Origin of the sequence: Enterobacter sp. 302C9 (genome assembly GCF_034106085.1) — a bacterium.
In the GTDB taxonomy this organism is placed as follows: Bacteria; Pseudomonadota; Gammaproteobacteria; order Enterobacterales; family Enterobacteriaceae; genus Enterobacter; species Enterobacter asburiae_B.
In genome coordinates, this window is the sequence record NZ_JAWNBW010000016.1 from 67,529 (window position 1) to 91,277 (window position 23,749).

The window sequence follows — 23,749 nt, forward strand, 5'->3', positions numbered from 1 at the left end:
TTTCTGTTGACCTGAGAATAGCAACAGCCTGGTCATAAAAGAATCCGCTTAAAAATGATTCATCGACAGTCAATTCATTGTTGAGGTAAATTCAATAAACCGGTCAAAACGTGCGTCTGTGCAACCTTTTTCTTATGTTTCTCCGCTTTTTAGCGCTTCTGGCTGCATTATGCTTATGCCTGACGAAGCCTTACTGCGTGCGGCTTTCGACAAAGAGTCAGAACTGTGATCGGCTTCAAATGCGTTGTAACGACGCTGTTAAAATATGTTCAAAACTGATGGCTGAAGGGAGTGAGATATGAATTCCATCTTTACCGAGGAAAACCTGCTGGCCTTTACTACCGCCGCACGCTTCGGCAGCTTCAGCAAAGCCGCCGCCGAACTGGGCGTGACGACATCTGCCATCAGCTACACCATCAAGCGCATGGAGACCGGGCTGGACGTGGTGCTGTTCGTCCGCAGCACGCGCAGCATTGAGCTGACCGAGTCCGGGTTTTACTTTTACCGTAAGGCCACCGACCTGCTGAACGACTTTCACGCCATCAAGCGCGGGATTGATACCATTTCTCAGGGCATTGAGGCGCGGGTGCGCATCTGTATCAACCAGCTTTTGTATACCCCACGCCACACGGCGCGGCTGCTGCAGGTGCTGAAAAAGCAGTTTCCCACCTGTCAGATCACCGTGACCACCGAGGTCTACAACGGCGTCTGGGACTCCATCATCAACAACCAGGCCAACATCGCGATTGGCGCGCCGGACACGCTGCTGGACGGCGGCGGGATTGATTACACAGAGATCGGCGCCATTCGCTGGGTGTTTGCCATCGCGCCGGAACACCCGCTAGCGTTCACCCCGGAGCCAATAGCGGAAAGCCAGCTGCGCCTGTATCCCAACATCATGGTGGAAGATACCGCGCACACCATTAACAAAAAGGTTGGCTGGCTGCTGCACGGGCAGGAGGCAATTCTGGTCCCGGACTTTAACACCAAATGTCAGTGTCAGATCCTGGGCGAAGGGATTGGTTTTTTGCCGGAATACATGGTCCGCGAGGCGGTAGACGCGGGGCTGCTGGTCACCCGACGGATTAACAACCCGCGTCAGGACTCGCGCATGCTGCTCGCCACGCAGCATGCCGCAACCGGCCAGGTCACGCGGTGGATCAAGAAGCAGTTTGGTCCGGCGGGGGTACTGACCGATATCTATAGCGATTTACTGTGGCGCGCCTAGCTTTTGCTCTGTACCCAAAACGCGTGAATGAGGCCGGGGAAGTAGCCCAGCAGCGTCAGAAGAATGTTGATAATAAACGCCCAGCCAAATCCTTTACCCAACAGCACGCCCAGCGGCGGTATAAGGATCGTAAAAACAATACGCCAAAATCCCATATAAACACTCCGTTCAATCTAATCCATTGAAAATAATAAAGAGAACGCTGTAAGCATAGCCAGTTTATTCGTCTGTACCAGTTCCGGGCCTCGCGTTTACCCTCTTTTACGCTTTTGACGCTGGTTTAATGCATCGGATTAGTTTAGCATTCACTTAATTAAGCAAACCCTAAACTATTATGACCGAACTAGAACAGCTTCAGGCCAGCGCCGGGCAGGCCGCCACACTTTTAAAAGCGATGAGCAACCCGCGTCGGCTGCTGATCCTCTGCACCCTGTGCGGAGCGCCCGGCACCAGCGCGGGGGAGCTTGCGCGAGCCACGGGGCTAAGTCCTTCCGCCACGTCGCAGCATCTGGCGCGCATGCGTGAGGAAGGGCTTATCGACAGCACCCGCGACGCGCAGCGCATTCTCTATTCCATTAAAAACGATGCGGTACATCAGCTTATCAGCACCCTGAAAACCCTTTATTGTCCGTAAGGAGCCGCCATGTCACTTCCTCTTCTTTCACCGCGCCAGGCCAATGCCCGCGTCGCTGAAGGCGCAAAACTGATTGATATTCGTGATGCCGACGAGTATGCCCGCGAGCATATTCCCGCCGCGCGGTCCGTGCCGCTGGATACCTTACCCGGCGCACTTAACGCGCTGGCGGGCGATACGGTGATTTTTCACTGCCAGTCCGGCGCCCGGACGTCGGGGAATGCCGAGCGCCTTGCTCAGGCCGCCGCGCCCGCAGAGGCATTTGTGGTCGAGGGGGGGATTCAGGGCTGGAAGCAGGCGGGGCTGCCAACCGTTGAAGACAAATCCCAGCCGCTGCCGCTGATGCGTCAGGTGCAAATTGCCGCCGGGCTGTTAATACTCTGTGGCGTGGTGCTGGGCTATAGCGTCTCCAGCGGCTTTTTCCTGCTCAGCGGTTTTGTCGGAGCCGGGCTGCTGTTCGCCGGTGTGACGGGTTTTTGCGGCATGGCGCGACTGCTCAAGGTGATGCCATGGAATCGGCGTACCTCATAAGCAGTAATCGGTGAATTACGCTGTACCCGGCGTCATGCGTGGGCTAAGGTGAAGATCGCTAAAACGATGAGGAGGTAATATGTTTTCTGTCGGTGATTATGTGCAACCGCGTAAAGGCGGCCCGAAACTGAAAGTGCTCGAAGTGAACGGTGACAGCATTGTGGCGGTCCAGGCCAGCAATGAGCAAGGCGAGAAATATACGCTGAAAGCCGCCGACGTGGCGCCTTATACCGAAGAAGGCGATTTCGGCGTCTGCTGAACAGTCAGCCGGGCGGCGTGTTCCGCCCGGCTCATCCGTTAGATCAGAAAATCATCCAGTGATTTACCGTCTGCCAGCGCGCTGGCGATAGGCTTCGGCGTGCGGCCCTGGCCGGTCCACGTTTTCTCTTCGCCGTTCTGGTCAATAAAGCGATATTTTGCTTCACGCGGCTTACGCTTTTTCGCTGGCTTACCCGCCTGCGCCAGTTCAGAACCCAGCAGGTCAGTCGGGGAAATACCATCGGCTTTCATCCGCTCCAGCAGGGCATTAATTTTTTCCTGCTGCTCAGCACGCTGCTGCTCTAATTCCGTCAGCTCGCTGCGTTTCTCTTCAGTAACGACCCTGACCTTTTCCAGCATTTCCTCAAGAACGTCCAGGGATAATTCACGCGCCATAGCGCGCAGGGTTCGGATATTATTAAGATTCTGTAACGTCAAAGACATATTATTTGAAAACCTTTTCTTTGGGGGATAAATAGATAAATCGCCGACAGAATAATTCATTTGAGTTGAAATATCTACCCAAGGGTCCGTACGGGCATCAGCGTTAATATATTTAGAACTCGCTGTTAATAATAGCGCAAGGCGCTGACAGGACACCGGTGAATCCAATCACCACATTAATATAAATAGCCAACTTTAATCCAAACCACAGCATACTCCACCGCTATCAGGTGGGGATTCCAGCTTCTCGCCACCAACAAAAGCAAATGTTTGATTTTAATATAAAAAATCTCAAACGAGACAGATTATAACGATCGGAACAAAAAACGAACAACTTTAGAGAATTTTGTGGACAAAAGGCGATTAAATAAAAATTAATCACTAGTTGTTAGTTTAAACACAGAGATATACGCTATACACGTCAAACAAACCAACCTAAAGCACTAACCGCTGAAGGAAAATCGTTTCTTTTGTGTTCTTCTCAAGGAGTTCAGACATGTTCTCGCCGCAATCTCGCCTGCGCCACGCGGTGGCGGATACTTTCGCGATGGTTGTTTACTGTTCCGTCGTGAACATGCTGATCGAAATATTCCTCTCCGGAATGTCCTTCGAGCAGTCGCTTTCTTCTCGTCTGGTGGCGATCCCGGTCAATATTATTATTGCATGGCCTTACGGTTTATACCGCGATGCGGTAATGCGTTTCGCGCGTCGTATCAGTCCTGCAGGCTGGGTGAAAAGCCTGGCGGACGTTCTGGCGTATGTGACGTTCCAGTCGCCGGTTTACGTAGCCATTCTCCTGACAGTCGGTGCAGACTGGCACCAGATCGCTGCGGCGGTGAGTTCGAATATTGTTATTTCGATGTTGATGGGAGCCGTTTACGGCTATTTCCTCGACTACTGCCGCCGCCTGTTTAAGGTCAGCCAGTACAGCCAGGCAAAAGCGTGATGTGAAGCGACTGGCGCACGCCAGTCGCGGATTTACTGTACGTCGCCAAACAGTCCCTTCAAAAATCGCTCCAGCGCCATACGCGAACTGAAACCGTGCGGAATACCATAATGCTCATGCCGTTCACCGCCTAAATAGAGCGGAAATTGCTGATAATGATCGCAGGTTTTAATATCCGAGGCAGGCTCAGCAAATGACAGACTTCTGTCTTTCAGCGTCGGGTGAATAATGAGAGCGGTACGTCCCATTCTTGCTTCGCGATTAACATAAACATAATTCTCGCCGCGGCGATATCCATACGCTTTTGGCGTCACCTCATCCATGGTGAATCCCTCTTTTTCAAGAACGCGTGCCACCTCGTCAGGTCGTAAATACATATCTTTTCCTCGTTATCTTTTCCTGCCCGGCAACCTTACAGTATTCAGCAATAGCAGGGCTTTCAGAATAGTCCATAAACTGCCGGATAACGCGTGATGCGCTTCAGATACTAAATTTCTGAACTAAACTGAACGGGAACACAAAATTACGGAGGATCGTATGTTTAACAGACCGAACCGAAACGATATTAACGACGACGCTCAGGATATTCGTAATGATGTCAGCCAATTAGCGGACACGCTGGAAGAGGTGCTGAAGTCCTGGGGAAGTGACGCGAAGGACGAAGCGGATGCCGCAAAGCGTAAGGCTCAGTCTCTGCTCCGTGAAACCCGCGCCCGTATGAACGGACGTTCACGCGCCACGCAGGCTGCCTGCGACATGGCAAGCTGTGCTACGACCTTCGTGCGTGAAAAACCGCTATGTACTCTGGGAACCGTCGCGGCGGTCGGCATCTTCATCGGTGCCCTGCTCAGCCTGCGTAAATAATCCCGCGTATTCTGCCCCGGTAGCCTCAGGCGCCGGGGCATTTTTATGCCCGTTAGCCTGAAAAACCCGTACAGCCTGCCCTGCCCCGCTGTGCTCATCACAGGGGCGATATCAATCTAAATTTCCCATATCTTGTATGGTTGAAACTTAAGACACCTACATCTAGTATTCCTTTAGCAAGATACACACAACCCGACGCGATGATTCGCGCCGTACCCTCATTTTAAATGGAAATACGAATCATGAGCATTATTATTTACACTCGTAACGATTGTGTTCAGTGCCACGCGACCAAACGGGCAATGGAAAGCCGTGGCGTGGCGTTTGAAATGGTGAATGTTGACCAGGTCCCCGAGGCCGCAGATACCCTGCGCAAGCAGGGTTTTCGTCAGCTTCCGGTGGTGGTCGCCGGGGAAACAAGCTGGTCTGGCTTCCGCCCGGACATGATTAACCGCCTGAGCGCTCAGGCCGCCCGGGCATGAGTGGGCTGGTTTTCTTCTCCAGCAGCTCGGAAAACACGCTCCGCTTTATTGAGCGCGTCGGGCTGCCTGCGGTGCGCATTCCGCTGAACGAGCGGGAGCGGATCCGGGTAGAGGAACCTTACATTCTGGTGGTGCCCAGCTATGGCGGCGGCGGTACGGCAGGAGCCGTGCCTCGCCAGGTGATCCGCTTTCTAAACGATCCTCATAACCGCGGGCTAATCCGCGGCGTGATCGCGGCGGGGAATCGCAATTTCGGCGATGCCTTTGGCCGCGCCGGGGATGTCATTTCTCAAAAATGCGGCGTGCCATATCTCTATCGTTTTGAGCTGATGGGGACACAGCAGGACGTCGAAAACGTGCGTAAAGGAGTGAACGAATTTTGGCAACGACAACCGCAGAACGGGTGATTCAGGCGACACCGGATTACCACGCATTAAACGCCATGCTTAACCTCTACGATCGGGAGGGGCGCATTCAGTTCGATAAAGATCGTGAGGCGGTGGACGCCTTTTTTGCCGCCCACGTGCGGCCCAACAGCGTGACGTTTGCAAGCCAGAATGAACGCCTCGACTATCTGGTTAACGAGGGCTACTACGACGCGCGCGTGCTCACCCGCTACGACCGCGCCTTTGTGGTGAAGCTGTTCGAGCGCGCCCACGCCAGCGGCTTTCGTTTCCAGACCTTCCTCGGCGCGTGGAAGTACTACACCAGCTACACCCTGAAGACCTTTGACGGTAAACGCTACTTAGAGAGCTTTGAAGATCGCGTGGCGATGGTGGCGCTGACCCTGGCGCAGGGTGATGAAGCGCTGGCGGAGCAGCTCGCCGACGAGATCCTTTCCGGACGCTTCCAGCCCGCCACGCCGACCTTCCTCAACTGCGGCAAAGCCCAGCGCGGCGAGCTGGTCTCCTGCTTCCTGCTGCGTATCGAAGACAATATGGAGTCGATTGGCCGCGCGGTGAACTCGGCGCTGCAGCTTTCCAAACGCGGCGGCGGCGTGGCGTTTCTGCTCTCTAACCTTCGTGAAGCGGGCGCGCCGATCAAGCGCATCGAAAACCAGTCCTCCGGCGTGATCCCGGTGATGAAGATGCTGGAAGATGCCTTCTCCTATGCCAACCAGCTTGGCGCGCGTCAGGGCGCGGGCGCGGTTTACCTGCATGCGCATCATCCGGACATTCTGCGTTTTCTTGATACCAAACGCGAAAACGCCGACGAAAAAATTCGCATCAAAACCCTGTCGCTCGGCGTGGTGATCCCGGATATCACCTTTAAGCTGGCTAAGGATAATGCCGAGATGGCGCTCTTCTCGCCATACGACATCGAGCGCATTTACGGCAAAGCGTTTGGCGACGTGGCCATCAGCGAACTTTATGACGAACTGGTGGCCGACGATCGTATCCGCAAAAAAACCATCAACGCCCGCGACTTCTTCCAGCGGCTGGCGGAGATCCAGTTTGAGTCCGGCTATCCGTACATCATGTATGAGGATACGGTGAACCGCGCGAACCCGATTGCCGGGCGTATCAACATGAGCAACCTGTGCTCGGAGATTTTGCAGGTCAACAGCGCGTCAGCCTACGACGAGAACCTGGACTACGCGGACATCGGCAAGGATATCTCCTGCAACCTCGGGTCGCTGAATATTGCCCACACCATGGATTCCCCCGACTTTGGCCGCACGGTGGAGACCGCCATTCGCGGGCTGACGGCGGTATCGGACATGAGCCACATCCGCAGCGTGCCGTCTGTAGAAGCAGGCAACGCCGCGTCGCACGCCATCGGGCTGGGGCAGATGAACCTGCACGGCTATCTGGCGCGGGAAGGCATCGCCTACGGCAGTCCGGAAGGGCTGGATTTCACCAACCTCTATTTTTACACCATTACCTGGCACGCGCTGCACACCTCGATGATGCTGGCGCGCGAGCGCAGCCAGCGGTTCGCGGGCTTTGAGCAGTCCCGCTACGCAAGCGGGGAATATTTCAGCCAGTACCTCGAAGGCGACTGGCAGCCGAAAACCGAAAAAGTACGCGAACTCTTTGCCCGCGCGGGGATTACCCTGCCGACGCGCGAGATGTGGCAGCAGCTGCGAGACGAGGTGATGCGCTACGGCATTTATAACCAGAACCTGCAGGCCGTCCCGCCGACCGGATCGATTTCCTACATCAACCACGCCACGTCGAGCATTCACCCGATCGTGTCGAAAATTGAAATTCGTAAGGAAGGCAAAACCGGGCGCGTTTACTACCCTGCCCCGTTTATGACCAATGAGAACCTGGCGCTGTATCAGGACGCGTATGAGATCGGCCCGGAGAAAATCATCGATACCTACGCCGAAGCGACAAAACATGTGGACCAGGGGCTTTCGCTGACGCTGTTCTTCCCGGACACCGCCACCACGCGGGATATCAACAGAGCGCAAATCTACGCCTGGAAGAAAGGCATCAAAACGCTCTACTACATTCGCCTGCGCCAGCTTGCGCTGGAAGGCACCGAAATCGAAGGCTGCGTGTCCTGCGCGCTGTAAGGAGAAAGGATGAAACTGTCACGCGTGAGTGCCGTTAACTGGAACAAAATCCAGGACGATAAAGACCTGGAGGTATGGAACCGCCTGACCAGCAACTTCTGGCTGCCGGAAAAGGTTCCGCTCTCCAACGATATTCCGGCCTGGCAAACGCTCGGCCACGCCGAACAGCAGCTGACGATCCGCGTCTTTACTGGCCTGACGCTGCTGGACACCATTCAGAATACCGTCGGTGCACCGGCTCTGATGAGCGACGCGCTGACGCCGCACGAAGAGGCGGTGATGTCGAACATCAGCTTTATGGAGGCGGTGCATGCCCGCTCCTACAGCTCTATTTTCTCGACCCTGTGCCAGACCAAAGACGTGGACGCGGCCTACGCCTGGAGTGAAGAGAGCGAGTCACTACAGAGAAAGGCGGAGCTGGTTCTGGAATATTACCGCGCCGACGAGCCGCTGAAGAAGAAGATCGCCAGCGTGTTCCTGGAATCTTTTCTCTTCTATTCCGGCTTCTGGCTGCCCATGTACTGGTCGAGCCGGGGCAAGCTCACCAACACCGCCGATTTGATTCGGCTCATCATTCGCGATGAAGCGGTGCACGGGTATTACATTGGCTATAAGTATCAGAAAGGGCTGGAGAAAATCAGCGAGGCGAAGCGCGAGGAGCTTAAAGGCTTTGCGCTCGATTTGCTGATGGATCTGTACGACAACGAGCTGAGCTATACGGAGGAACTCTACGCCGGCACCGGCTGGGAGGACGACGTGAAGGCCTTCCTCTGCTACAACGCCAACAAGGCGCTGATGAACCTGGGCTACGACGCGCTTTTCCCGCCGGAGATGGCGGAGGTGAACCCGGCGATTCTGGCCGCGCTGTCGCCCAATGCCGACGAAAACCACGATTTCTTCTCGGGATCGGGCTCATCGTATGTGATGGGTAAAGCGGTGGAAACCGAGGATGAAGACTGGGATTTTTAATGAACGCTAACGTTCGTTAATTTAATATAATCCCAACAATTCCCTCTCCAATATTTACAAAACAACTACACTGTAATTTCCACGTCATATTCGCCTGAATGATTCCGGTTCAGGCGAAATTTCCCGATGCAGCAGCAAAAAATTGAGAAAAATTCAAACCGCCCTCAGCCCTTTATTCATGGGAAATTCAGCCGTTTCGCTTACTTCAAAATTCCGCCCTTAGCCCGACTCAGGGTTGTCTCAGATTCTCAGTATGTTAGGGTTATGCCCGTTAACAATTTACCATGGTAATCATATCGGCATAAACAAATAACAGGACACTCTCTATTGCATGGCAATTAAATTAGAAGTGAAAAATCTTTATAAAGTATTTGGCGAGCACCCGCAGCGCGCATTCAAATATATTGAGAAAGGCCTTACGAAAGAGCAAATTCTGGAAAAAACCGGGCTATCGCTTGGCGTTAAAGACGCCAGTCTGGCCATTGAAGAAGGCGAGATTTTTGTCATCATGGGATTATCCGGTTCGGGTAAATCCACTATGGTTCGCCTTCTCAATCGCCTGATTGAACCCACCCGCGGGCAGGTGCTGATTGACGGCGTGGATATCGCCAGAATATCAGACGCAGAGCTTCGCGAGGTGCGCAGAAAGAAGATCGCAATGGTGTTCCAGTCATTCGCGCTGATGCCACACATGACGGTGCTGGATAATACCGCTTTCGGCATGGAATTAGCCGGCACGCCGGCTCAGGAACGTCAGGAAAAAGCCCTTGATGCCCTGCGTCAGGTCGGGCTGGAAAATTATGCGCATGCGTACCCGGATGAACTTTCCGGCGGTATGCGTCAGCGCGTGGGATTAGCCCGTGCATTAGCCATTAATCCAGACATATTATTAATGGATGAAGCCTTCTCCGCCCTCGATCCATTAATTCGCACCGAGATGCAGGATGAGCTGGTAAAATTACAGGCTAAACATCAGCGAACGATTGTCTTTATTTCCCACGATCTGGATGAAGCCATGCGTATTGGCGACCGCATTGCCATTATGCAAAACGGTGAAGTGGTGCAGGTCGGCACGCCGGATGAAATTCTCAATAATCCGGCGAATGATTATGTCCGCACCTTCTTTCGCGGGGTGGATATTAGCCAGGTCTTTAGCGCCAAAGATATTGCCCGCCGAACGCCAAACGGCATTATCCGTAAAACGCCAGGCTTCGGCCCTCGCTCGGCGCTGAAGCTGCTGCAGGACGAAGACCGTGAATACGGTTATCTGGTTGAACGCGGCAATAAATTTGTTGGCGTTGTCTCCATCGACTCCCTGAAAACGGCTCTCACTGAGAACCAGGGAATCGATGCGGCGTTAATTGACGCTCCGCTTGCCGTGGACGCCGAAACGCCGCTCAGCGAGTTGCTCTCTCACGTGGGCCAGGCGCCGTGCGCCGTGCCGGTCGTGGGTGAGGAACAACAGTACGTCGGCATCATCTCAAAAAGGATGCTGCTGCAGGCTTTAGATCGCGAGGGGGCAAACAATGACCGATCAATCTAACCCGTGGGGCGCCACTGAGGCAGCGGACAGCGCTGTGCAATCCGCCGACGCGTGGGGTTCCACGCCAGCGCCGACCGATGGCGGCGGCGCGGCAGACTGGCTGAACAGCGCACCCGCGCCTGCGCCAGAACACTTCAACATCATGGATCCGTTCCACAAAACGCTGATCCCGCTGGACAGCTGGGTCACGGAAGGGATCGACTGGGTGGTCACCCACTTCCGTCCGGTCTTCCAGGGGATCCGCGTCCCGGTGGATTACATCCTGAACGGCTTCCAGCAGCTGATGCTGGGCATGCCGGCGCCGGTGGCGATTATCCTGTTCTCCCTGATCGCCTGGCAGTTCGGTAGCGCAGGGATGGGGATCGCCACGCTTATCTCTCTGATCGCTATCGGCGCGATTGGCGCATGGTCGCAGGCGATGATCACCCTGGCGCTGGTGCTGACCGCTCTGCTCTTTTGCATTGTCATCGGCCTGCCGATGGGGATCTGGCTGGCGCGCAGCCCGCGAGCGGCGAAGATAATTCGCCCGCTGCTGGATGCGATGCAGACCACCCCGGCGTTCGTCTATCTGGTGCCTATCGTGATGCTGTTCGGCATCGGCAACGTGCCGGGGGTGGTAGTGACCATTATCTTCGCCCTGCCGCCGATTATTCGTCTGACCATTCTGGGGATTAACCAGGTGCCTGCGGACCTGATCGAAGCGTCACGCTCGTTCGGCGCCAGTCCGCGCCAGATGCTGTTTAAGGTTCAGCTTCCGCTGGCGATGCCGACCATCATGGCGGGCGTTAACCAGACGCTGATGCTGGCCCTGTCGATGGTGGTCATTGCCTCGATGATCGCCGTTGGCGGTCTGGGTCAGATGGTGCTGCGCGGCATTGGCCGTCTCGATATGGGGCTGGCCACCGTCGGCGGCGTCGGCATTGTGATCCTCGCCATTATCCTTGACCGCCTGACTCAGGCCGTCGGTCGTGATTCACGCAGTCGCGGCAACCGTCGCTGGTATACCACCGGCCCTGTCGGGTTACTCACCCGCCCTTTCACGAAATCAAAATAAGGAACAACGATGCGACATAACGTACTTTTTGCCACAGCGTTTGCCACCCTTGTCTCCACCAGCGCGTTTGCGGCTGACCTGCCTGGCAAAGGCATTACCGTACAGCCGGTGCAGAGCACCATTTCGGAAGAGAGCTTCCAGACCCTGATCGTCAGCCGCGCGCTGGAGAAGCTGGGCTACACGGTTAACACGCCGAGCGAAGTAGATTACAACGTGGGCTACACCTCGATTGCCTCCGGTGACGCCACCTTTACCGCCGTCAACTGGCAGCCGCTGCACGACGACATGTATGCCGCCGCCGGTGGCGACAAGAAATTCTATCGCGAGGGGACCTTCGTGACGGGTGCGGCGCAGGGGTATCTGATTGACAAGAAAACTGCGGACCAGTACCACATCACCAATATTGAACAGCTGAAAGATCCGAAGATCGCCAGGCTGTTCGACACCAACGGTGACGGCAAGGCCGACATGATGGGCTGCTCGCCGGGCTGGGGCTGTGAAGCAGTGATTAACCACCAGAACAAAGCCTTTGACCTGGCAAAAACCGTCGACGTGAGCCACGGCAACTATTCAGCGATGATGGCCGACACCATTGCCCGCTTCAAAGAGGGTAAACCGGTGATCTACTACACCTGGACGCCGTACTGGGTAAGCGACGTGCTGAAGCCGGGCAAAGACGTGGTGTGGCTGCAGGTGCCGTTCTCCTCCCTGCCGGGCGAGCAGAAAGATATCGACACCAAGCTGCCGAACGGCATGAACTACGGCTTCCCGGTGAATACCATGCACATCGTGGCTAATAAAGCCTGGGCGGAGAAAAACCCGGCGGCGGCGAAGCTGTTCTCGGTGATGAAGCTGCCGCTGGCGGACATCAATGCCCAGAACGCGATGATGCATGCGGGCAAATCGTCTGAAGCGGATGTGAAAGGCCACGTTGACGGCTGGATCAAAGCCCACCAGCAGCAGTTTGACGGCTGGGTGAAAGAGGCGCTTGAAGCGCAGAAGTAAAAACAAAACCCTACCCCTCACCCTAACCCTCTCCCAGAGGGAGAGGGGACGATGACCTCCCTCTCCCCTTGGGAGAGGGCCGGGGTGAGGGGATCAAACCGCACAATCCCCCTAAACCGCACAATACATCACCCAACAATCCCCCAACTTTCACAATCATTAGCTATTATGGTTTCCGGAAAAATAATCACTCAACTAACGATTCCTGAAACTAATGACAAAAACAGCTCAAGGGCTTAGCCCCGCACTCATCCTTTTAATGTCCGTGGCAACGGGTCTGGCGGTCGCCAGCAACTATTACGCGCAACCCCTTCTCGACACCATCGCCCGCGCGTTCAATCTCTCCGCCAGCTCCGCAGGCTTTATCGTCACCGCTGCACAGCTGGGCTATGCCGCCGGGCTGCTGTTCCTGGTGCCGCTCGGCGATATGTTTGAACGCCGAATGCTGATCGTCTCCATGACCCTGCTGGCCGCCGGTGGAATGCTGATCACCGCCAGCAGCCAGTCGCTGACGATGATGATCGTCGGAACCGCGCTTACAGGGCTGTTCTCCGTGGTGGCGCAAATCCTGGTCCCGCTCGCCGCGACCCTCGCCTCCCCGGAAAAACGCGGCAAGGTGGTGGGCACCATCATGAGCGGCCTGCTGCTGGGGATTTTGCTGGCGCGTACCGTTGCAGGGCTGCTGGCAAGCCTCGGCGGCTGGCGCACCGTATACTGGGTGGCGAGCGTGCTGATGGTCGTCATGGCGCTGGCGCTGTGGCGCGGGCTGCCAAAAGTGAAGCAGGAAAACCACCTGAACTATCCTCAGCTGCTGGCCTCCGTTTTCAGCCTGTTTACGCAGGACAAGCTTCTGCGCACCCGCGCCCTGCTGGGCTGTTTCACCTTCGCTAACTTCAGCATTCTCTGGACGTCAATGGCGTTTTTGCTGGCCGCGCCGCCGTTCAATTATTCCGAAGGGGTGATTGGCCTGTTCGGCCTGGCCGGTGCCGCAGGCGCGCTGGGCGCACGCCCCGCTGGCGGGCTGGCCGACAAGGGCAAATCCCACCTGACCACCTCCGCAGGGCTGGTTTTACTTCTGCTCTCCTGGGCGGCGATCTGGTACGGACACATCTCGGTGCTGGCGCTGATCGTCGGTATCCTGGTGCTCGATCTCACCGTTCAGGGCGTTCACATTACCAATCAGACCGTCATCTATCGCGTGAAGCCAGAGGCGCGTAACCGCCTGACGGCAGGATACATGACCAGCTACTTCATCGGCGGCGCGGCGGGTTCGCTTATTTCTGCGTCGGCGTGGCAGCATGCGGGCTGGTCGGGGGTATGCGCGATCGGGGCCATCGTCGCCACCCTCAACCTGCTAGTATGGTGGCGCGGTTATCACCGTCAGGATGCAATTAACTAACATTTACATTGAGTTGGCCTCTTAGGGTGTTAAGAGGCCCTTCACTCTGTTAATGTAAACGTAATCATTTATCCCAGAAATTTTAATGTGGGTGACATATTTACAATCGGCATGAATAGTTCAGACCCCCGTCCTCACATCCTCTCTTCAGCGGGTTCACACCCAACGCTTTCTGTGCTCACCGGGTCACGGACTTACCCGGCGCTTTCTGATGGTGACATAAGTTTGGCGGATATAACCGCACAAATAATTCATTTACATTATTTGTCACTGTCGTTACTATATCGGCTGTAATTAATGAGGTTATGCCCAAATGGATAGTTCGTTTACGCCCATTGAACAAATGCTTAAATTCCGCGCCAGTCGCCATGAGGACTTCCCGTATCAGGAAATCCTGCTGACTCGCCTGTGCATGCACATGCAGGGTAAGCTACTGGAAAACCGTAATAAAATGCTGAAAGCTCAAGGGATTAACGAGACGTTGTTTATGGCGTTGATTACGCTGGAGTCTCAGGAAAATCACAGCATTCAGCCTTCCGAACTGAGCTGCGCGCTGGGCTCCTCCCGTACCAATGCGACCCGTATTGCCGATGAACTCGAAAAGCGCGGCTGGATTGAGCGCCGTGAAAGCGACAACGATCGCCGCTGCCTGCATCTGCAACTGACCGATAAAGGTCACCAGTTCCTGCGCGAGGTGCTGCCACCTCAGCACAATTGCCTGCACAAACTCTGGTCTGTCCTCAGCACCGCCGAGCGCGACCAGCTTGAGCACATCACTCGCAAGCTGCTCACCCGTCTGGACCAGATGGATGAAGACGGCGCCGTTCTTGAGGCGCTGCGCTAACGCGACGACACGCTCACCATTCCAGATTCATAAGAAAACCGACAGGCCAGCACGTCACAGTGCTGGCCTTTCTGACAACAGGTCGGCTCAGCCGATGTGAAAATAAGAAGATCGTGGAGAACAACAATGAGCGCAAATGCGGAGAGCACTACCCCGCAGCAACCGGCCAACAAGAAAGGCAAACGTAAGAGCGCCCTTCTTCTGTTGACCTTGCTCTTTATCATTATTGCCGTGGCATATGGGATCTATTGGTTTTTAGTACTGCGTCATGCTGAAGAGACTGACGACGCGTACGTGGCAGGGAACCAGGTACAAATTATGGCGCAGGTGTCGGGCAGCGTGACGAAAGTCTGGGCTGACAATACCGACTTTGTGCAAAAAGGCGATGTGTTGGTGACCCTCGATCCAACCGACGCCCAGCAGGCGTTTGAAAAAGCACAGACCGCGCTGGCCTCCAGCGTCCGTCAGACCCGCCAGCTGATGATCAACAGCAAACAGCTGCAGGCCAACATCGACGTGCAGAAAACGGCGCTGGCGCAGGCGCAGAGCGACCTGAACCGCCGCGTACCGCTCGGCACGGCTAACCTGATTGGCCGTGAAGAGCTGCAGCACGCCCGCGATGCCGTTGCCAGCGCTCAGGCACAGCTGGATGTGGCCATTCAACAGTACAACGCCAACCAGGCGATGGTGCTGGGGACCAGTCTGGAAAACCAGCCTGCCGTACAGCAGGCGGCGACCGAAGTGCGCAACGCGTGGCTTGCCCTGCAGCGTACCAAAATCGTCAGCCCGATGACCGGCTATGTCTCCCGTCGTTCCGTCCAGCCAGGGGCGCAGATTAGCCCAACCACGCCGCTGATGGCGGTCGTGCCGGCAGACAATCTGTGGGTAGACGCCAACTTTAAAGAGACGCAGCTTGCCCATATGCGTATCGGCCAGAGCGCGACGGTTGTCAGCGACATCTATGGCGATGACGTGAAGTACACCGGTAAAGTGGTCGGCCTGGACATGGGGACCGGCAGCGCCTTCTCCCTGCTGCCTGCGCAAAACGCCACCGGTAACTGGATCAAAGTGGTTCAGCGTCTGCCCGTGCGTATTGAGCTGGATGCCAAACAGCTGGCGGATCACCCGCTGCGTATCGGCCTCTCTACGCTGGTGACGGTCGACACCGCCAACCGCGACGGTCAGATCCTGGCAAGCCAGGTGCGCAGCAGCCCGGCTTATGAAAGTAACGCCCGTGAAATTAGCCTCGATCCGGTCAACAAGCTGATCGATGACATCGTGAAGGCAAACGCCGGTTAATCCGAAGGTGAGCGTTATGCAACAGCAAAAGCCGCAAAAACCGCTGGAAGGCGCGCAGCTGGTCATTATGACCATCGCGCTGTCGCTGGCGACATTCATGCAGGTGCTGGACTCCACCATCGCAAACGTGGCGATCCCGACCATCGCCGGTAACCTTGGCTCGTCGCTGAGCCAGGGGACCTGGGTCATTACCTCGTTTGGGGTGGCAAACGCCATCTCCATTCCGATTACCGGCTGGCTGGCAAAGCGCGTCGGTGAAGTGAAGCTGTTCCTCTGGTCAACGGTATTGTTCGTTCTTGCCTCCTGGGCGTGCGGCATGTCCAGCAGCCTGACGATGCTGATTTTCTTCCGCGTCATTCAGGGGATTGTCGCCGGGCCGCTGATCCCGCTGTCGCAGAGCTTACTGCTGAACAACTACCCGCCAGCCAAACGCTCGATTGCGCTGGCGCTGTGGTCAATGACCGTGATTGTCGCGCCGATTTGCGGGCCTATCTTAGGCGGCTATATCAGCGACAACTATCACTGGGGCTGGATCTTCTTCATCAACGTACCGATTGGCGCCCTCGTGGTAATGCTGACGCTCCAGTCGCTGCGCGGCAGAGAAACCCGGACGGAACAGCGGCGTATCGACGCCATTGGTCTGGCACTGCTGGTTGTCGGCATCGGTAGCCTGCAGGTCATGCTCGACCAGGGCAAAGAGCTGGACTGGTTCAACTCCAGGGAGATCATCATCCTGACGATTGTCGCGGTGGTGTCGCTGAGCTTCCTGATTGTCTGGGAGCTGACGGACGATAACCCGATAGTCGACCTGTCGCTGTTTAAGTCGCGAAACTTCACCATAGGCTGTCTGTGTATCAGCCTCGCCTACATGCTCTACTTCGGCGCGATTGTACTGCTGCCGCAGCTGTTGCAGGAGGTATACGGCTACACCGCAACCTGGGCAGGTTTAGCCTCGGCGCCGGTTGGATTGATTCCGGTTCTGCTGTCGCCGATTATTGGCCGCTTCGCCCACAAGCTCGACATGCGCCGGCTGGTGACGTTCAGCTTTATCATGTACGCCGTGTGCTTCTACTGGCGCGCGTATACGTTCGAACCGGGAATGGACTTTGGCGCGTCCGCGTGGCCGCAGTTTATTCAGGGCTTTGCCGTGGCGTGCTTCTTTATGCCACTGACCACCATCACGCTTTCCGGTTTACCGCCTGAGCGCATGGCGGCCGCATCGAGCCTGTCGAACTTTACGCGAACGCTGGCGGGCTCGATAGGTACGTCGATCACCACCACCCTGTGGACGAACCGTGAATCGATGCACCATGCGCAGCTGACCGAAGCGGTGAACCCGTTCAACCCGAACTCTCAGCAGATGTACAACCAGCTGCAGGGAATGGGTATGACGGAACAGCAGGCGTCCGGCTGGATTGCCCAGCAGATCACCAATCAGGGTCTGATTATCTCGGCCAACGAGATTTTCTGGATATCGGCAGGGATCTTTATCGTCCTGCTGGGACTGGTGTGGTTTGCTAAACCACCGTTTGGCGCCGGTAGCGGCGGCGGTGGCGCGCACTAAATCGCGTTGTCCAGAACGCGACAGCGATTGTCAGTGTCGATAAAGCAGCGCTCCTGAAATCCATTCACGATAGTGAAAAGACAACAGGAGCGCATCATGCTGAACACACCCGCCGACAAGTACCAACCCTATCCGACCCTTTCCCTGCCCGACCGCCGCTGGCCGGAGCAACGCATCACCCGCGCGCCGCGCTGGCTCTCAACCGACTTACGCGACGGCAACCAGGCCCTTGCTGAGCCCATGGACAGCACCCGCAAGCTGCAGTTCTGGGATCTGCTGCTGGGCTGCGGCTTTAAAGAAATTGAGGTGGCTTTCCCATCCGCCTCGCAGACCGACTTCAACTTCGTTCGCCAGCTGATTGAAGAGAACCGCATCCCGGATGACGTCACGATTCAGGTACTAACCCAGGCGCGGGAAGATCTCATCCATCGCACTTTCGAATCCCTGCGCGGTGCGAAACAGGCCACCGTCCATCTGTATAACGCCACCGCCCCGCTGTTCCGCCGCCTGGTGTTCGGCATGGAGAAAGCGCAAATCGTTGAGCTGGCGACGCGCTCCACACGGCTTATTCGTCAGCTGTGTGAAGAGAACCCGGACACTCGCTGGCAGTATGAGTATTCCCCGGAGACCTTCTGCTTTACCGAGCCGGAGTTTGCGCTGGAGATCTGTGAAGCCGTGGCGGAGATCTGGCAGCCGTGCGACGAACGGCCCATGGTGATCAACTTACCGGCCACCGTCGAAGTGAGCACGCCGAACGTCTATGCCGATCAGATCGAGTATTTCTGTCGCCACTTCAGCCGCCGCCGGGATGTCTGCATCAGCGTACATCCGCATAACGACCGCGGTACCGGCGTCGCCAGCGCCGAGCTGGCCGTGATGGCGGGCGCAGATCGCGTGGAGGGCTGTCTATTTGGTAACGGCGAGCGCACGGGCAACGTCTGCCTGGTGACGCTGGCGATGAATCTCTACAGCCAGGGCGTCAGCCCGAATCTCGACTTTAGCGATATGAACCGGGTCGTGGAAGTGGTGGAAGCCTGCAACCAGCTGCCGGTGCATCCGCGCCACCCGTGGGCAGGACGACTGGCCTATACCGCCTTCTCCGGCTCGCACCAGGATGCGATCAAAAAAGGCTTTGATGCCCGCAGGCCTGGCGATCGCTGGGAGATGCCGTATCTGCCCGTCGATCCGCAGGATATCGGCTGCACCTACGAAGCGGTGATCCGCGTCAACAGCCAGTCAGGGAAAAGCGGCAGCGCGTGGCTCATCGAACAGAATCATGGTCTGAAATTACCTCGCGCCCTGCAGCAGGATTTCAGCCAGCACGTGCAGCAGGAAACCGATCGCCACGGAAAAGAGATGACGCAGAATGCGCTGTGGCAGCTGTTCCGCACCCGCTACGGGCTGGTAGCCACGCCGCAGTTTGCGCTGCAATCCTACCGCAGCGACAGCCAGCAGGACGGCCAGCTGCGTTTGACGGCAAGCATCGCTACGCAGGGGGGAACGCGTCAGCTGGAAGGTCAGGGTAACGGTCTGCTCTCCGCCGCCGCTCAAGGCTTAAGCCGCTGGATCAGCGCCCCGTTCGTGATTAAGGATTATCACGAGCATACGTTAGGCGAACGCAGCGACAGCCGCTCGGTGGCCTACATCCGCTGCCTGTTCCAGGACGGGAGCAGCCGCTGGGGCGTGGGCATCGACAGCGACGTGGCGCGCGCGTCGCTTCAGGCGCTTTTAAACGCCGTCAGTCGTTCTTAAAGTAATCGCTGGGTGAGACGCCCATTACCCGGCGGAACATCGCCGTAAAGGCGCTGTGGCTGCCGTAACCCAGATCCAGCGCCACGCGTAGTACCGGCTGGCCCTGCGCCAGCCGCACTAAGGCTTCCAGCAGGCGCGCCCTTCTCAACCACTCGCCGTAGCTTAATCCCGTCTGCTGCTGAAAATGGCGGTTCAGGGTGCGTTCGCTCATGTTCATCATGCTCGCGGCCTGCGCGCTGCTCCAGCTCTCCCCCGCGTTTTGCCGGATTTGCAAACACAGGTGACGTAACGCCTCGCCTTCCGGCTCCGGCAGGTGAAACGGCAGCACCGGCATGGTGCGGATTTCATCGAGAATGAGTTCATAGACGCGTTCATCCCGGCTGCCGGGCGAGTACGATTCAGGTAAAGCAAGGGAGACGAGGATCAGCTCGCGCAACAGCGGCGCGATCTGCACGATCTGACAGGTGGCCGGGAGATCGGCCCGCGCCAGCGGATCGATAAACAGCGTTCGCGCCGCCACGTTGCCGGTGATGCGAAGCGAGTGGCGGGTCCCCGCTGGTAGCCAGACGCCGCGACCGGGAGGAACAACCCAACAGCCCGAAGCCGTATCGACCCGTACCACACCGCTCAGGGTGTGCAACAGCTGCGCGCAGTCGTGCTCATGCCACGGCTCGCTGTCACCATGAGCGTAATCATGGGCAAACGGAACGAGGGGACGATGGGTAAAGGAGAATGTTGAGGTTGTGGTCATGGGGTTAAACCACCCTCACCCTACCCTCTCCCGGAGGGAGAGGGAAAAGGTGCACTAGATGTGCAGTTCCTGCAGTTTTTCTTTTGGCAGGGCCAGCTCTTCGTTGCTGTTCACGCGAACATCACGCTCGATGATGTGACGCGCGATGTCCTGCGCTTCTTCCAGAGAGTGCATCTGGTAAGTACCGCACTGGTAAACGTTCAGCTCAGGGATCTGGTTCTGCTCTTTCACCTTCAGCACGTCTTCCATCGCCGCTTTCCACGCATCAGCGACGCGTTTCTCTTCTGGCTGGCCAATCAGGCTCATGTAGAAACCGGTACGGCAGCCCATCGGAGAGATGTCGATGATCTCAACGCCGTTGCCGTTCAGATGGTCACGCATGAAACCGGCGAACAGGTGTTCCAGGGTATGAATGCCTTTCTCTGGCATCACTTCTTTATTTGGCACGCAGAAACGCAGATCGAAGACGGTGATCGTGTCGCCGTGCGGGGTGTGCATGGTCTTCGCCACGCGTACTGCAGGTGCTTCCATACGGGTATGGTCGACAGTAAAGCTATCTAATAACGGCATACGTCACCTCCGACAGTGATTTTTTTTAAAATAAACTGAACTCTTCTACAGAATGCACGTCTGAGTATATGAAAGACGCGCATTTGTTATCATCATCCCTGAATTCAGAGATGTATATTTTGGCCACAGCGATGTGGCCTTTTTCTTTTCTGCTTAAGACTGCTTCGCCAGAAACGCCTCAAACGACTCGGTATCCGCCGCTTCAACCTCTTTCTGACGCACCACGGACGCATCGCGTTCCGCGACAAAATCCGCTTCGCTCAGCACTTCTAACGGCTCCTGCATCAGCATCTCGCGGTACTCCGCTGAGAGTGAACGCCCGGTGCCGCCAATGCCCTGATCGATCATAGAACGCAGAATACGCGCTGAGAACGTCAGTTCCGGATTATCAAAACATTCCACCAGCTGGTCGCAGATCTGTTGATACGCGTCGCCGCCGTCGATGCTGTCCATTGTGCGGGCAACACGCTTCAGGTCGCGGAACAGATCTTTGCCGACTTTGGTCAGCGGGAACTGTGCCGTTTCGCAGCCGATACCCAGCGTAAGGCCCGGCTTACGCCCTTCCAGAATCACGCGATTCCAGTTTGTACGGGTGCAGAGCAGTTCGTCTGAACTCATTTCCGGCGCATCCGCCAGCACGCACCAGACCATAAACAGATCCAGGAAGCGAATCTGCTGCTCATCAACGCCAATCGGTGAGAACGGGTTGATATCCAGCGAACGCACTTCAATGTATTCGATCCCGCCGCGCTGCAGCGCATCCGACGGGGTTTCACCGCTGCGCGTTACGCGCTTAGGACGAATAGGCGCATACAGCTCGTTTTCAATCTGCAGCACATTGCTGTTGATTTGCAGGCGCTTGCCGTCTTTTTCGAGGCCGATTTTCTCGTACTCTTCCGACGGGGTTTTGATCGCCCGCTTCAATCCTGCCACATATTCGTGCAATTCGTTAAACGTAATACCGAGATTGCTTTGCGATTTATTGGTATAACCGAGATCGCTCAGGCGCAGAGAGGTGGCATACGGGAGATAGTACATTCCGCACTCGGTCTTCTCGAACGGCAGCGTGGTCGGTTTCCCCTGCAGGAACGAAGAACAGATCGCCGGGGAGGCACCAAACAGATACGGGATCACCCAGCCGAAACGGTAATAGTTGCGGATCAGGCGGAAGTAGCCTTCAGAGATCGCGTCTTTATCCGTTTCACCGCATTTCGCCTGCCAGAACGCCATTGGCAGCGAGAAGTTGTAATGCACGCCCGAGATCGTCTGCATCAACGCGCCGTACCGGTTTTTCAGCCCTTCGCGATAGAGCGTTTTCAGCCGGCCGATATTTGACGTGCCGTACTGCGCCAGCTCAATCTCCTGGCCCTGCTCGATATAGCACGGCATGCTGAGGGGCCACATACGTTCGTCGCCCATGTTGCGCGCGGTGTAGCGATGGATATCGCGCATGATCGTCAGCATATGATCAATATCACCCTCTACTGGCGTGATGAACTCCAGCAGTGCCTCAGCGAAATCGGTTGTGATCCATTTATGTGTCAGCGCCGAGCCTAACGCCTTCGGGTGACCCGTCGTCGCTAAGCTACCGTCCGCGTTAACGCGCAGCGTTTCACGCTCAAGACCACGCTGAATACCCTTCAATGCCTGAGGGTGGTTTTCCAGCCAGGCCAGCGCCTGAGATACGTCCGGGATCAAATTGACCTCCCGCCTGTCAAAGTAATGTTACTCAGCATAATTGTAATGGTTGACGATTGAAGGTCGCGTATTCATTCCACCAATTAGTGCCACCACGTCATACCCTGTAGTGTTGCCCACGCCACGAGAACATAGCGCAACGCCTTGCCAAGGCACAAAAAAAAGAGCACCGGTCCCCAGGAGATGCGCATCCATCCCGCCAGCAGACACAGTAAATCGCCTATTACAGGCATCCAGCTTAATAACAGCGTGGCAGCGCCATAGCGTTTTAGCCAGCCGACTGCCTTTTCCTGCCAGCGCGATTTTTCGCGCAGCGGAAAGAAACGCCCAAGAATAACGTTAGTCAGCCCTCCAAGGCTATTACCCATTGTTGCTATTAATACAAGCAGCCAGGGCTGACTCACGCCGGACAACAGCATCGCCACCAGCACCACTTCCGAATTTCCCGGTAACAGCGTGGCGCTTAAAAAACTGCTGGCGAATAATGAGGCAAGTGACAGCGCGTCACTCACAGTAAGCGCACATCCACCGCATCCATTCCGGCATCACGCGCGGCCTGAATGCCGAAATCGGCGTCTTCAAACACGACACATTTTGCCGCCGGGACGCCCATTAATTCTGCGCAAAGCAGGAAGGTGTCCGGTGCGGGCTTGTGATGTTTAACATGATCGGCGGCGACCACGGCAGAAAAATAGTGGCGCAGGCCAAGATGGTTGAGCAAAGCTTCTGCAATCGCGCTTTCGCTCCCGGTTCCTACAGACATCGGGCGGCGCCCGTGCCACTCTTTTACCACATCAATCAGCGGCAGAGGGCGTACGGTATCTAAAAGCATGGCTTTTACCGCATCGGTTTTTTCGCGCGCGAGCAGGTGCGGGTCGAGATCGGCCTGATTCAGTTCAATCACGGCCTGCGCAATACGCCAGGTGGGAGATCCGTTGAGGGCAATCATCGCCTGAAGATCGAAACGCATGCCGTAGCGGCCCAGGACGTCAGTCCAGGCTTGACGATGCGTGGGTTCGGTATCCAGGAGAGTGCCGTCCATATCGAAGATCAAACCGTCATACTGTGCGTACATCGTGCTCTCGCTAAACGATTAACAAAGCATTACTTTATCGTAAATGGTGATTTTTGTCGCTGACTGAGAAGCCATAACTACGAGAGTGATTAAGAAATAAACATCGAAGGGAATAACAGAAGAGATGGTGCATCCGGGAGGATTACTCGGCTGCGCCTCGCCCTGCGGGCCGTTGCTGAAGCAACGTTATCCTCCCTGGTGCTTGCGATTAACTCGCAGACCTTGAAACAACAGCGTGGCTATTATCTCGGAGAATATGGTGCATCCGGGAGGATTCGAACCTCCGACCGCTCGGTTCGTAGCCGAGTACTCTAT

General features: G+C 56.2%; 26 protein-coding genes. 18 read left to right on the forward strand and 8 right to left on the reverse strand.

What is annotated here, in order from left to right; translation table 11 throughout:
• Positions 1-298 precede the first annotated feature (298 nt).
• A complete protein-coding gene (locus tag UR289_RS20715) occupies positions 299-1,228 on the forward strand; it encodes a LysR substrate-binding domain-containing protein (protein WP_320711494.1) in 930 nt (309 codons plus the stop codon).
• On the opposite strand, the gene UR289_RS20720 is transcribed toward UR289_RS20715, so the two are convergent.
• Positions 1,225-1,383 carry a YqaE/Pmp3 family membrane protein gene (locus tag UR289_RS20720; RefSeq protein WP_023308917.1) on the reverse strand — a complete coding sequence of 53 codons (159 nt, stop codon included), beginning with the start codon at positions 1,381-1,383 and terminating at the stop codon, positions 1,225-1,227. The genes UR289_RS20715 and UR289_RS20720 overlap by 4 nt on opposite strands.
• A 179-nt stretch (positions 1,384-1,562) precedes the next feature.
• Between UR289_RS20720 and UR289_RS20725 the strand changes: the two genes are divergently transcribed.
• The 3 genes from UR289_RS20725 (at position 1,563) to UR289_RS20735 (ending at position 2,652) form a co-directional block, all read left to right on the forward strand.
• Positions 1,563-1,862 carry an ArsR/SmtB family transcription factor gene (locus tag UR289_RS20725; RefSeq protein WP_029742056.1) on the forward strand — a complete coding sequence of 100 codons (300 nt, stop codon included), beginning with the start codon at positions 1,563-1,565 and terminating at the stop codon, positions 1,860-1,862.
• 9 nt (positions 1,863-1,871) lie between these two features.
• A complete protein-coding gene (locus tag UR289_RS20730; RefSeq protein WP_039263418.1) occupies positions 1,872-2,393 on the forward strand; it encodes a rhodanese family protein in 522 nt (173 codons plus the stop codon).
• A 79-nt stretch (positions 2,394-2,472) separates the two neighbouring features.
• Complete coding sequence (locus UR289_RS20735) at positions 2,473-2,652, forward strand: hypothetical protein (RefSeq protein ID WP_023308920.1); 180 nt, start codon at positions 2,473-2,475, stop codon at positions 2,650-2,652.
• Positions 2,653-2,690: 38 nt separating this feature from the next.
• On the opposite strand, the gene stpA is transcribed toward UR289_RS20735, so the two are convergent.
• Positions 2,691-3,095, reverse strand: coding sequence for a DNA-binding protein StpA (gene stpA / locus UR289_RS20740; RefSeq protein ID WP_033146355.1), 405 nt, complete (start codon positions 3,093-3,095; stop codon positions 2,691-2,693).
• A gap of 496 nt (positions 3,096-3,591) precedes the next feature.
• Here stpA and alaE point away from each other — a divergent pair, with 496 nt between their 5' ends.
• Entirely contained in the window at positions 3,592-4,041 is a 450-nt protein-coding gene (gene alaE / locus UR289_RS20745; RefSeq protein ID WP_246946573.1) for an L-alanine exporter AlaE, read from the forward strand.
• A 32-nt stretch (positions 4,042-4,073) separates the two neighbouring features.
• Here the strand turns inward: alaE and UR289_RS20750 are convergent, their stop codons facing one another.
• The gene (locus UR289_RS20750) at positions 4,074-4,418 is read right to left on the reverse strand and encodes a DUF2002 family protein (protein ID WP_023308923.1); all 345 of its coding nucleotides are present in this window, start codon (positions 4,416-4,418) and stop codon (positions 4,074-4,076) included.
• Positions 4,419-4,578: 160 nt separating this feature from the next.
• On the opposite strand from UR289_RS20750, the gene UR289_RS20755 reads away from it, so the two are divergent.
• The 13 genes from UR289_RS20755 (at position 4,579) to leuA (ending at position 19,340) form a co-directional block, all read left to right on the forward strand.
• Positions 4,579-4,905: a DUF883 domain-containing protein gene (locus UR289_RS20755; RefSeq protein ID WP_232938808.1), complete on the forward strand. Its 327-nt coding sequence runs from the start codon at positions 4,579-4,581 to the stop codon at positions 4,903-4,905.
• Positions 4,906-5,147: 242 nt separating this feature from the next.
• The gene (gene nrdH, locus UR289_RS20760) at positions 5,148-5,387 is read left to right on the forward strand and encodes a glutaredoxin-like protein NrdH (RefSeq protein WP_045889183.1); all 240 of its coding nucleotides are present in this window, start codon (positions 5,148-5,150) and stop codon (positions 5,385-5,387) included.
• Positions 5,384-5,794 carry a class Ib ribonucleoside-diphosphate reductase assembly flavoprotein NrdI gene (nrdI, locus tag UR289_RS20765; RefSeq protein ID WP_021241965.1) on the forward strand — a complete coding sequence of 137 codons (411 nt, stop codon included), beginning with the start codon at positions 5,384-5,386 and terminating at the stop codon, positions 5,792-5,794. Before nrdH ends, nrdI begins: the two co-directional genes overlap by 4 nt.
• The gene (gene nrdE, locus UR289_RS20770) at positions 5,767-7,911 is read left to right on the forward strand and encodes a class 1b ribonucleoside-diphosphate reductase subunit alpha (protein WP_232938807.1); all 2,145 of its coding nucleotides are present in this window, start codon (positions 5,767-5,769) and stop codon (positions 7,909-7,911) included. Before nrdI ends, nrdE begins: the two co-directional genes overlap by 28 nt.
• A 9-nt stretch (positions 7,912-7,920) precedes the next feature.
• On the forward strand, positions 7,921-8,880 hold the full coding sequence (nrdF, locus tag UR289_RS20775; protein ID WP_048979798.1) for a class 1b ribonucleoside-diphosphate reductase subunit beta: 960 nt from the start codon (positions 7,921-7,923) through the stop codon (positions 8,878-8,880).
• A 331-nt stretch (positions 8,881-9,211) separates the two neighbouring features.
• A complete protein-coding gene (gene proV, locus UR289_RS20780) occupies positions 9,212-10,423 on the forward strand; it encodes a glycine betaine/L-proline ABC transporter ATP-binding protein ProV (protein ID WP_167818907.1) in 1,212 nt (403 codons plus the stop codon).
• Positions 10,407-11,477 carry a glycine betaine/L-proline ABC transporter permease ProW gene (gene proW / locus UR289_RS20785; protein WP_320711500.1) on the forward strand — a complete coding sequence of 357 codons (1,071 nt, stop codon included), beginning with the start codon at positions 10,407-10,409 and terminating at the stop codon, positions 11,475-11,477. Before proV ends, proW begins: the two co-directional genes overlap by 17 nt.
• Before the next feature lie 9 nt (positions 11,478-11,486).
• Positions 11,487-12,482 carry a glycine betaine/L-proline ABC transporter substrate-binding protein ProX gene (proX, locus tag UR289_RS20790; RefSeq protein WP_048976894.1) on the forward strand — a complete coding sequence of 332 codons (996 nt, stop codon included), beginning with the start codon at positions 11,487-11,489 and terminating at the stop codon, positions 12,480-12,482.
• Positions 12,483-12,696: 214 nt separating this feature from the next.
• On the forward strand, positions 12,697-13,881 hold the full coding sequence (locus tag UR289_RS20795; protein ID WP_039263411.1) for an MFS transporter: 1,185 nt from the start codon (positions 12,697-12,699) through the stop codon (positions 13,879-13,881).
• A 313-nt stretch (positions 13,882-14,194) separates the two neighbouring features.
• A complete protein-coding gene (gene mprA, locus UR289_RS20800) occupies positions 14,195-14,725 on the forward strand; it encodes a transcriptional repressor MprA (RefSeq protein ID WP_023333174.1) in 531 nt (176 codons plus the stop codon).
• Positions 14,726-14,851: 126 nt separating this feature from the next.
• Positions 14,852-16,024 carry a multidrug efflux MFS transporter periplasmic adaptor subunit EmrA gene (gene emrA, locus UR289_RS20805; RefSeq protein ID WP_023308934.1) on the forward strand — a complete coding sequence of 391 codons (1,173 nt, stop codon included), beginning with the start codon at positions 14,852-14,854 and terminating at the stop codon, positions 16,022-16,024.
• A 16-nt stretch (positions 16,025-16,040) separates the two neighbouring features.
• On the forward strand, positions 16,041-17,588 hold the full coding sequence (gene emrB / locus UR289_RS20810; RefSeq protein ID WP_032660391.1) for a multidrug efflux MFS transporter permease subunit EmrB: 1,548 nt from the start codon (positions 16,041-16,043) through the stop codon (positions 17,586-17,588).
• Between the two features lie 96 nt (positions 17,589-17,684).
• Positions 17,685-19,340: a 2-isopropylmalate synthase gene (gene leuA, locus UR289_RS20815; protein WP_221703044.1), complete on the forward strand. Its 1,656-nt coding sequence runs from the start codon at positions 17,685-17,687 to the stop codon at positions 19,338-19,340.
• Here the strand turns inward: leuA and UR289_RS20820 are convergent.
• From UR289_RS20820 to yqaB, 5 genes are all read right to left on the reverse strand, one after another.
• Positions 19,327-20,091, reverse strand: a complete 765-nt coding sequence (locus UR289_RS20820) for an AraC family transcriptional regulator (protein WP_033146363.1) — start codon at positions 20,089-20,091, stop codon at positions 19,327-19,329. The genes leuA and UR289_RS20820 overlap by 14 nt on opposite strands.
• A 54-nt stretch (positions 20,092-20,145) precedes the next feature.
• Positions 20,146-20,661, reverse strand: a complete 516-nt coding sequence (gene luxS, locus UR289_RS20825; RefSeq protein ID WP_014884972.1) for an S-ribosylhomocysteine lyase — start codon at positions 20,659-20,661, stop codon at positions 20,146-20,148.
• A gap of 153 nt (positions 20,662-20,814) precedes the next feature.
• Positions 20,815-22,359 (reverse strand): glutamate--cysteine ligase, encoded by a 1,545-nt coding sequence (gshA, locus tag UR289_RS20830; protein ID WP_033146364.1) that lies wholly within the window; start codon positions 22,357-22,359, stop codon positions 20,815-20,817.
• Positions 22,360-22,442: 83 nt separating this feature from the next.
• Positions 22,443-22,871, reverse strand: coding sequence for a YqaA family protein (locus UR289_RS20835; protein WP_008499541.1), 429 nt, complete (start codon positions 22,869-22,871; stop codon positions 22,443-22,445).
• Entirely contained in the window at positions 22,868-23,434 is a 567-nt protein-coding gene (gene yqaB, locus UR289_RS20840; protein ID WP_032648006.1) for a fructose-1-phosphate/6-phosphogluconate phosphatase, read from the reverse strand. Before yqaB ends, UR289_RS20835 begins: the two co-directional genes overlap by 4 nt.
• Positions 23,435-23,749 lie beyond the last annotated feature (315 nt).

Coding starts and splice junctions, on each gene's coding strand:
- UR289_RS20715 (WP_320711494.1), top strand. CDS start 299: ATGAATTCCATCTTTACCGAGGAAAACCTGCTGGCCTTTACTACCGCC.
- UR289_RS20720 (WP_023308917.1), bottom strand. CDS start 1,383: ATGGGATTTTGGCGTATTGTTTTTACGATCCTTATACCGCCGCTGGGC.
- UR289_RS20725 (WP_029742056.1), top strand. CDS start 1,563: ATGACCGAACTAGAACAGCTTCAGGCCAGCGCCGGGCAGGCCGCCACA.
- UR289_RS20730 (WP_039263418.1), top strand. CDS start 1,872: ATGTCACTTCCTCTTCTTTCACCGCGCCAGGCCAATGCCCGCGTCGCT.
- UR289_RS20735 (WP_023308920.1), top strand. CDS start 2,473: ATGTTTTCTGTCGGTGATTATGTGCAACCGCGTAAAGGCGGCCCGAAA.
- stpA (WP_033146355.1), bottom strand. CDS start 3,095: ATGTCTTTGACGTTACAGAATCTTAATAATATCCGAACCCTGCGCGCT.
- alaE (WP_246946573.1), top strand. CDS start 3,592: ATGTTCTCGCCGCAATCTCGCCTGCGCCACGCGGTGGCGGATACTTTC.
- UR289_RS20750 (WP_023308923.1), bottom strand. CDS start 4,418: ATGTATTTACGACCTGACGAGGTGGCACGCGTTCTTGAAAAAGAGGGA.
- UR289_RS20755 (WP_232938808.1), top strand. CDS start 4,579: ATGTTTAACAGACCGAACCGAAACGATATTAACGACGACGCTCAGGAT.
- nrdH (WP_045889183.1), top strand. CDS start 5,148: ATGAGCATTATTATTTACACTCGTAACGATTGTGTTCAGTGCCACGCG.
- nrdI (WP_021241965.1), top strand. CDS start 5,384: ATGAGTGGGCTGGTTTTCTTCTCCAGCAGCTCGGAAAACACGCTCCGC.
- nrdF (WP_048979798.1), top strand. CDS start 7,921: ATGAAACTGTCACGCGTGAGTGCCGTTAACTGGAACAAAATCCAGGAC.
- proV (WP_167818907.1), top strand. CDS start 9,212: ATGGCAATTAAATTAGAAGTGAAAAATCTTTATAAAGTATTTGGCGAG.
- proW (WP_320711500.1), top strand. CDS start 10,407: ATGACCGATCAATCTAACCCGTGGGGCGCCACTGAGGCAGCGGACAGC.
- proX (WP_048976894.1), top strand. CDS start 11,487: ATGCGACATAACGTACTTTTTGCCACAGCGTTTGCCACCCTTGTCTCC.
- UR289_RS20795 (WP_039263411.1), top strand. CDS start 12,697: ATGACAAAAACAGCTCAAGGGCTTAGCCCCGCACTCATCCTTTTAATG.
- mprA (WP_023333174.1), top strand. CDS start 14,195: ATGGATAGTTCGTTTACGCCCATTGAACAAATGCTTAAATTCCGCGCC.
- emrA (WP_023308934.1), top strand. CDS start 14,852: ATGAGCGCAAATGCGGAGAGCACTACCCCGCAGCAACCGGCCAACAAG.
- emrB (WP_032660391.1), top strand. CDS start 16,041: ATGCAACAGCAAAAGCCGCAAAAACCGCTGGAAGGCGCGCAGCTGGTC.
- leuA (WP_221703044.1), top strand. CDS start 17,685: ATGCTGAACACACCCGCCGACAAGTACCAACCCTATCCGACCCTTTCC.
- UR289_RS20820 (WP_033146363.1), bottom strand. CDS start 20,091: ATGACCACAACCTCAACATTCTCCTTTACCCATCGTCCCCTCGTTCCG.
- luxS (WP_014884972.1), bottom strand. CDS start 20,661: ATGCCGTTATTAGATAGCTTTACTGTCGACCATACCCGTATGGAAGCA.
- yqaB (WP_032648006.1), bottom strand. CDS start 23,434: ATGTACGCACAGTATGACGGTTTGATCTTCGATATGGACGGCACTCTC.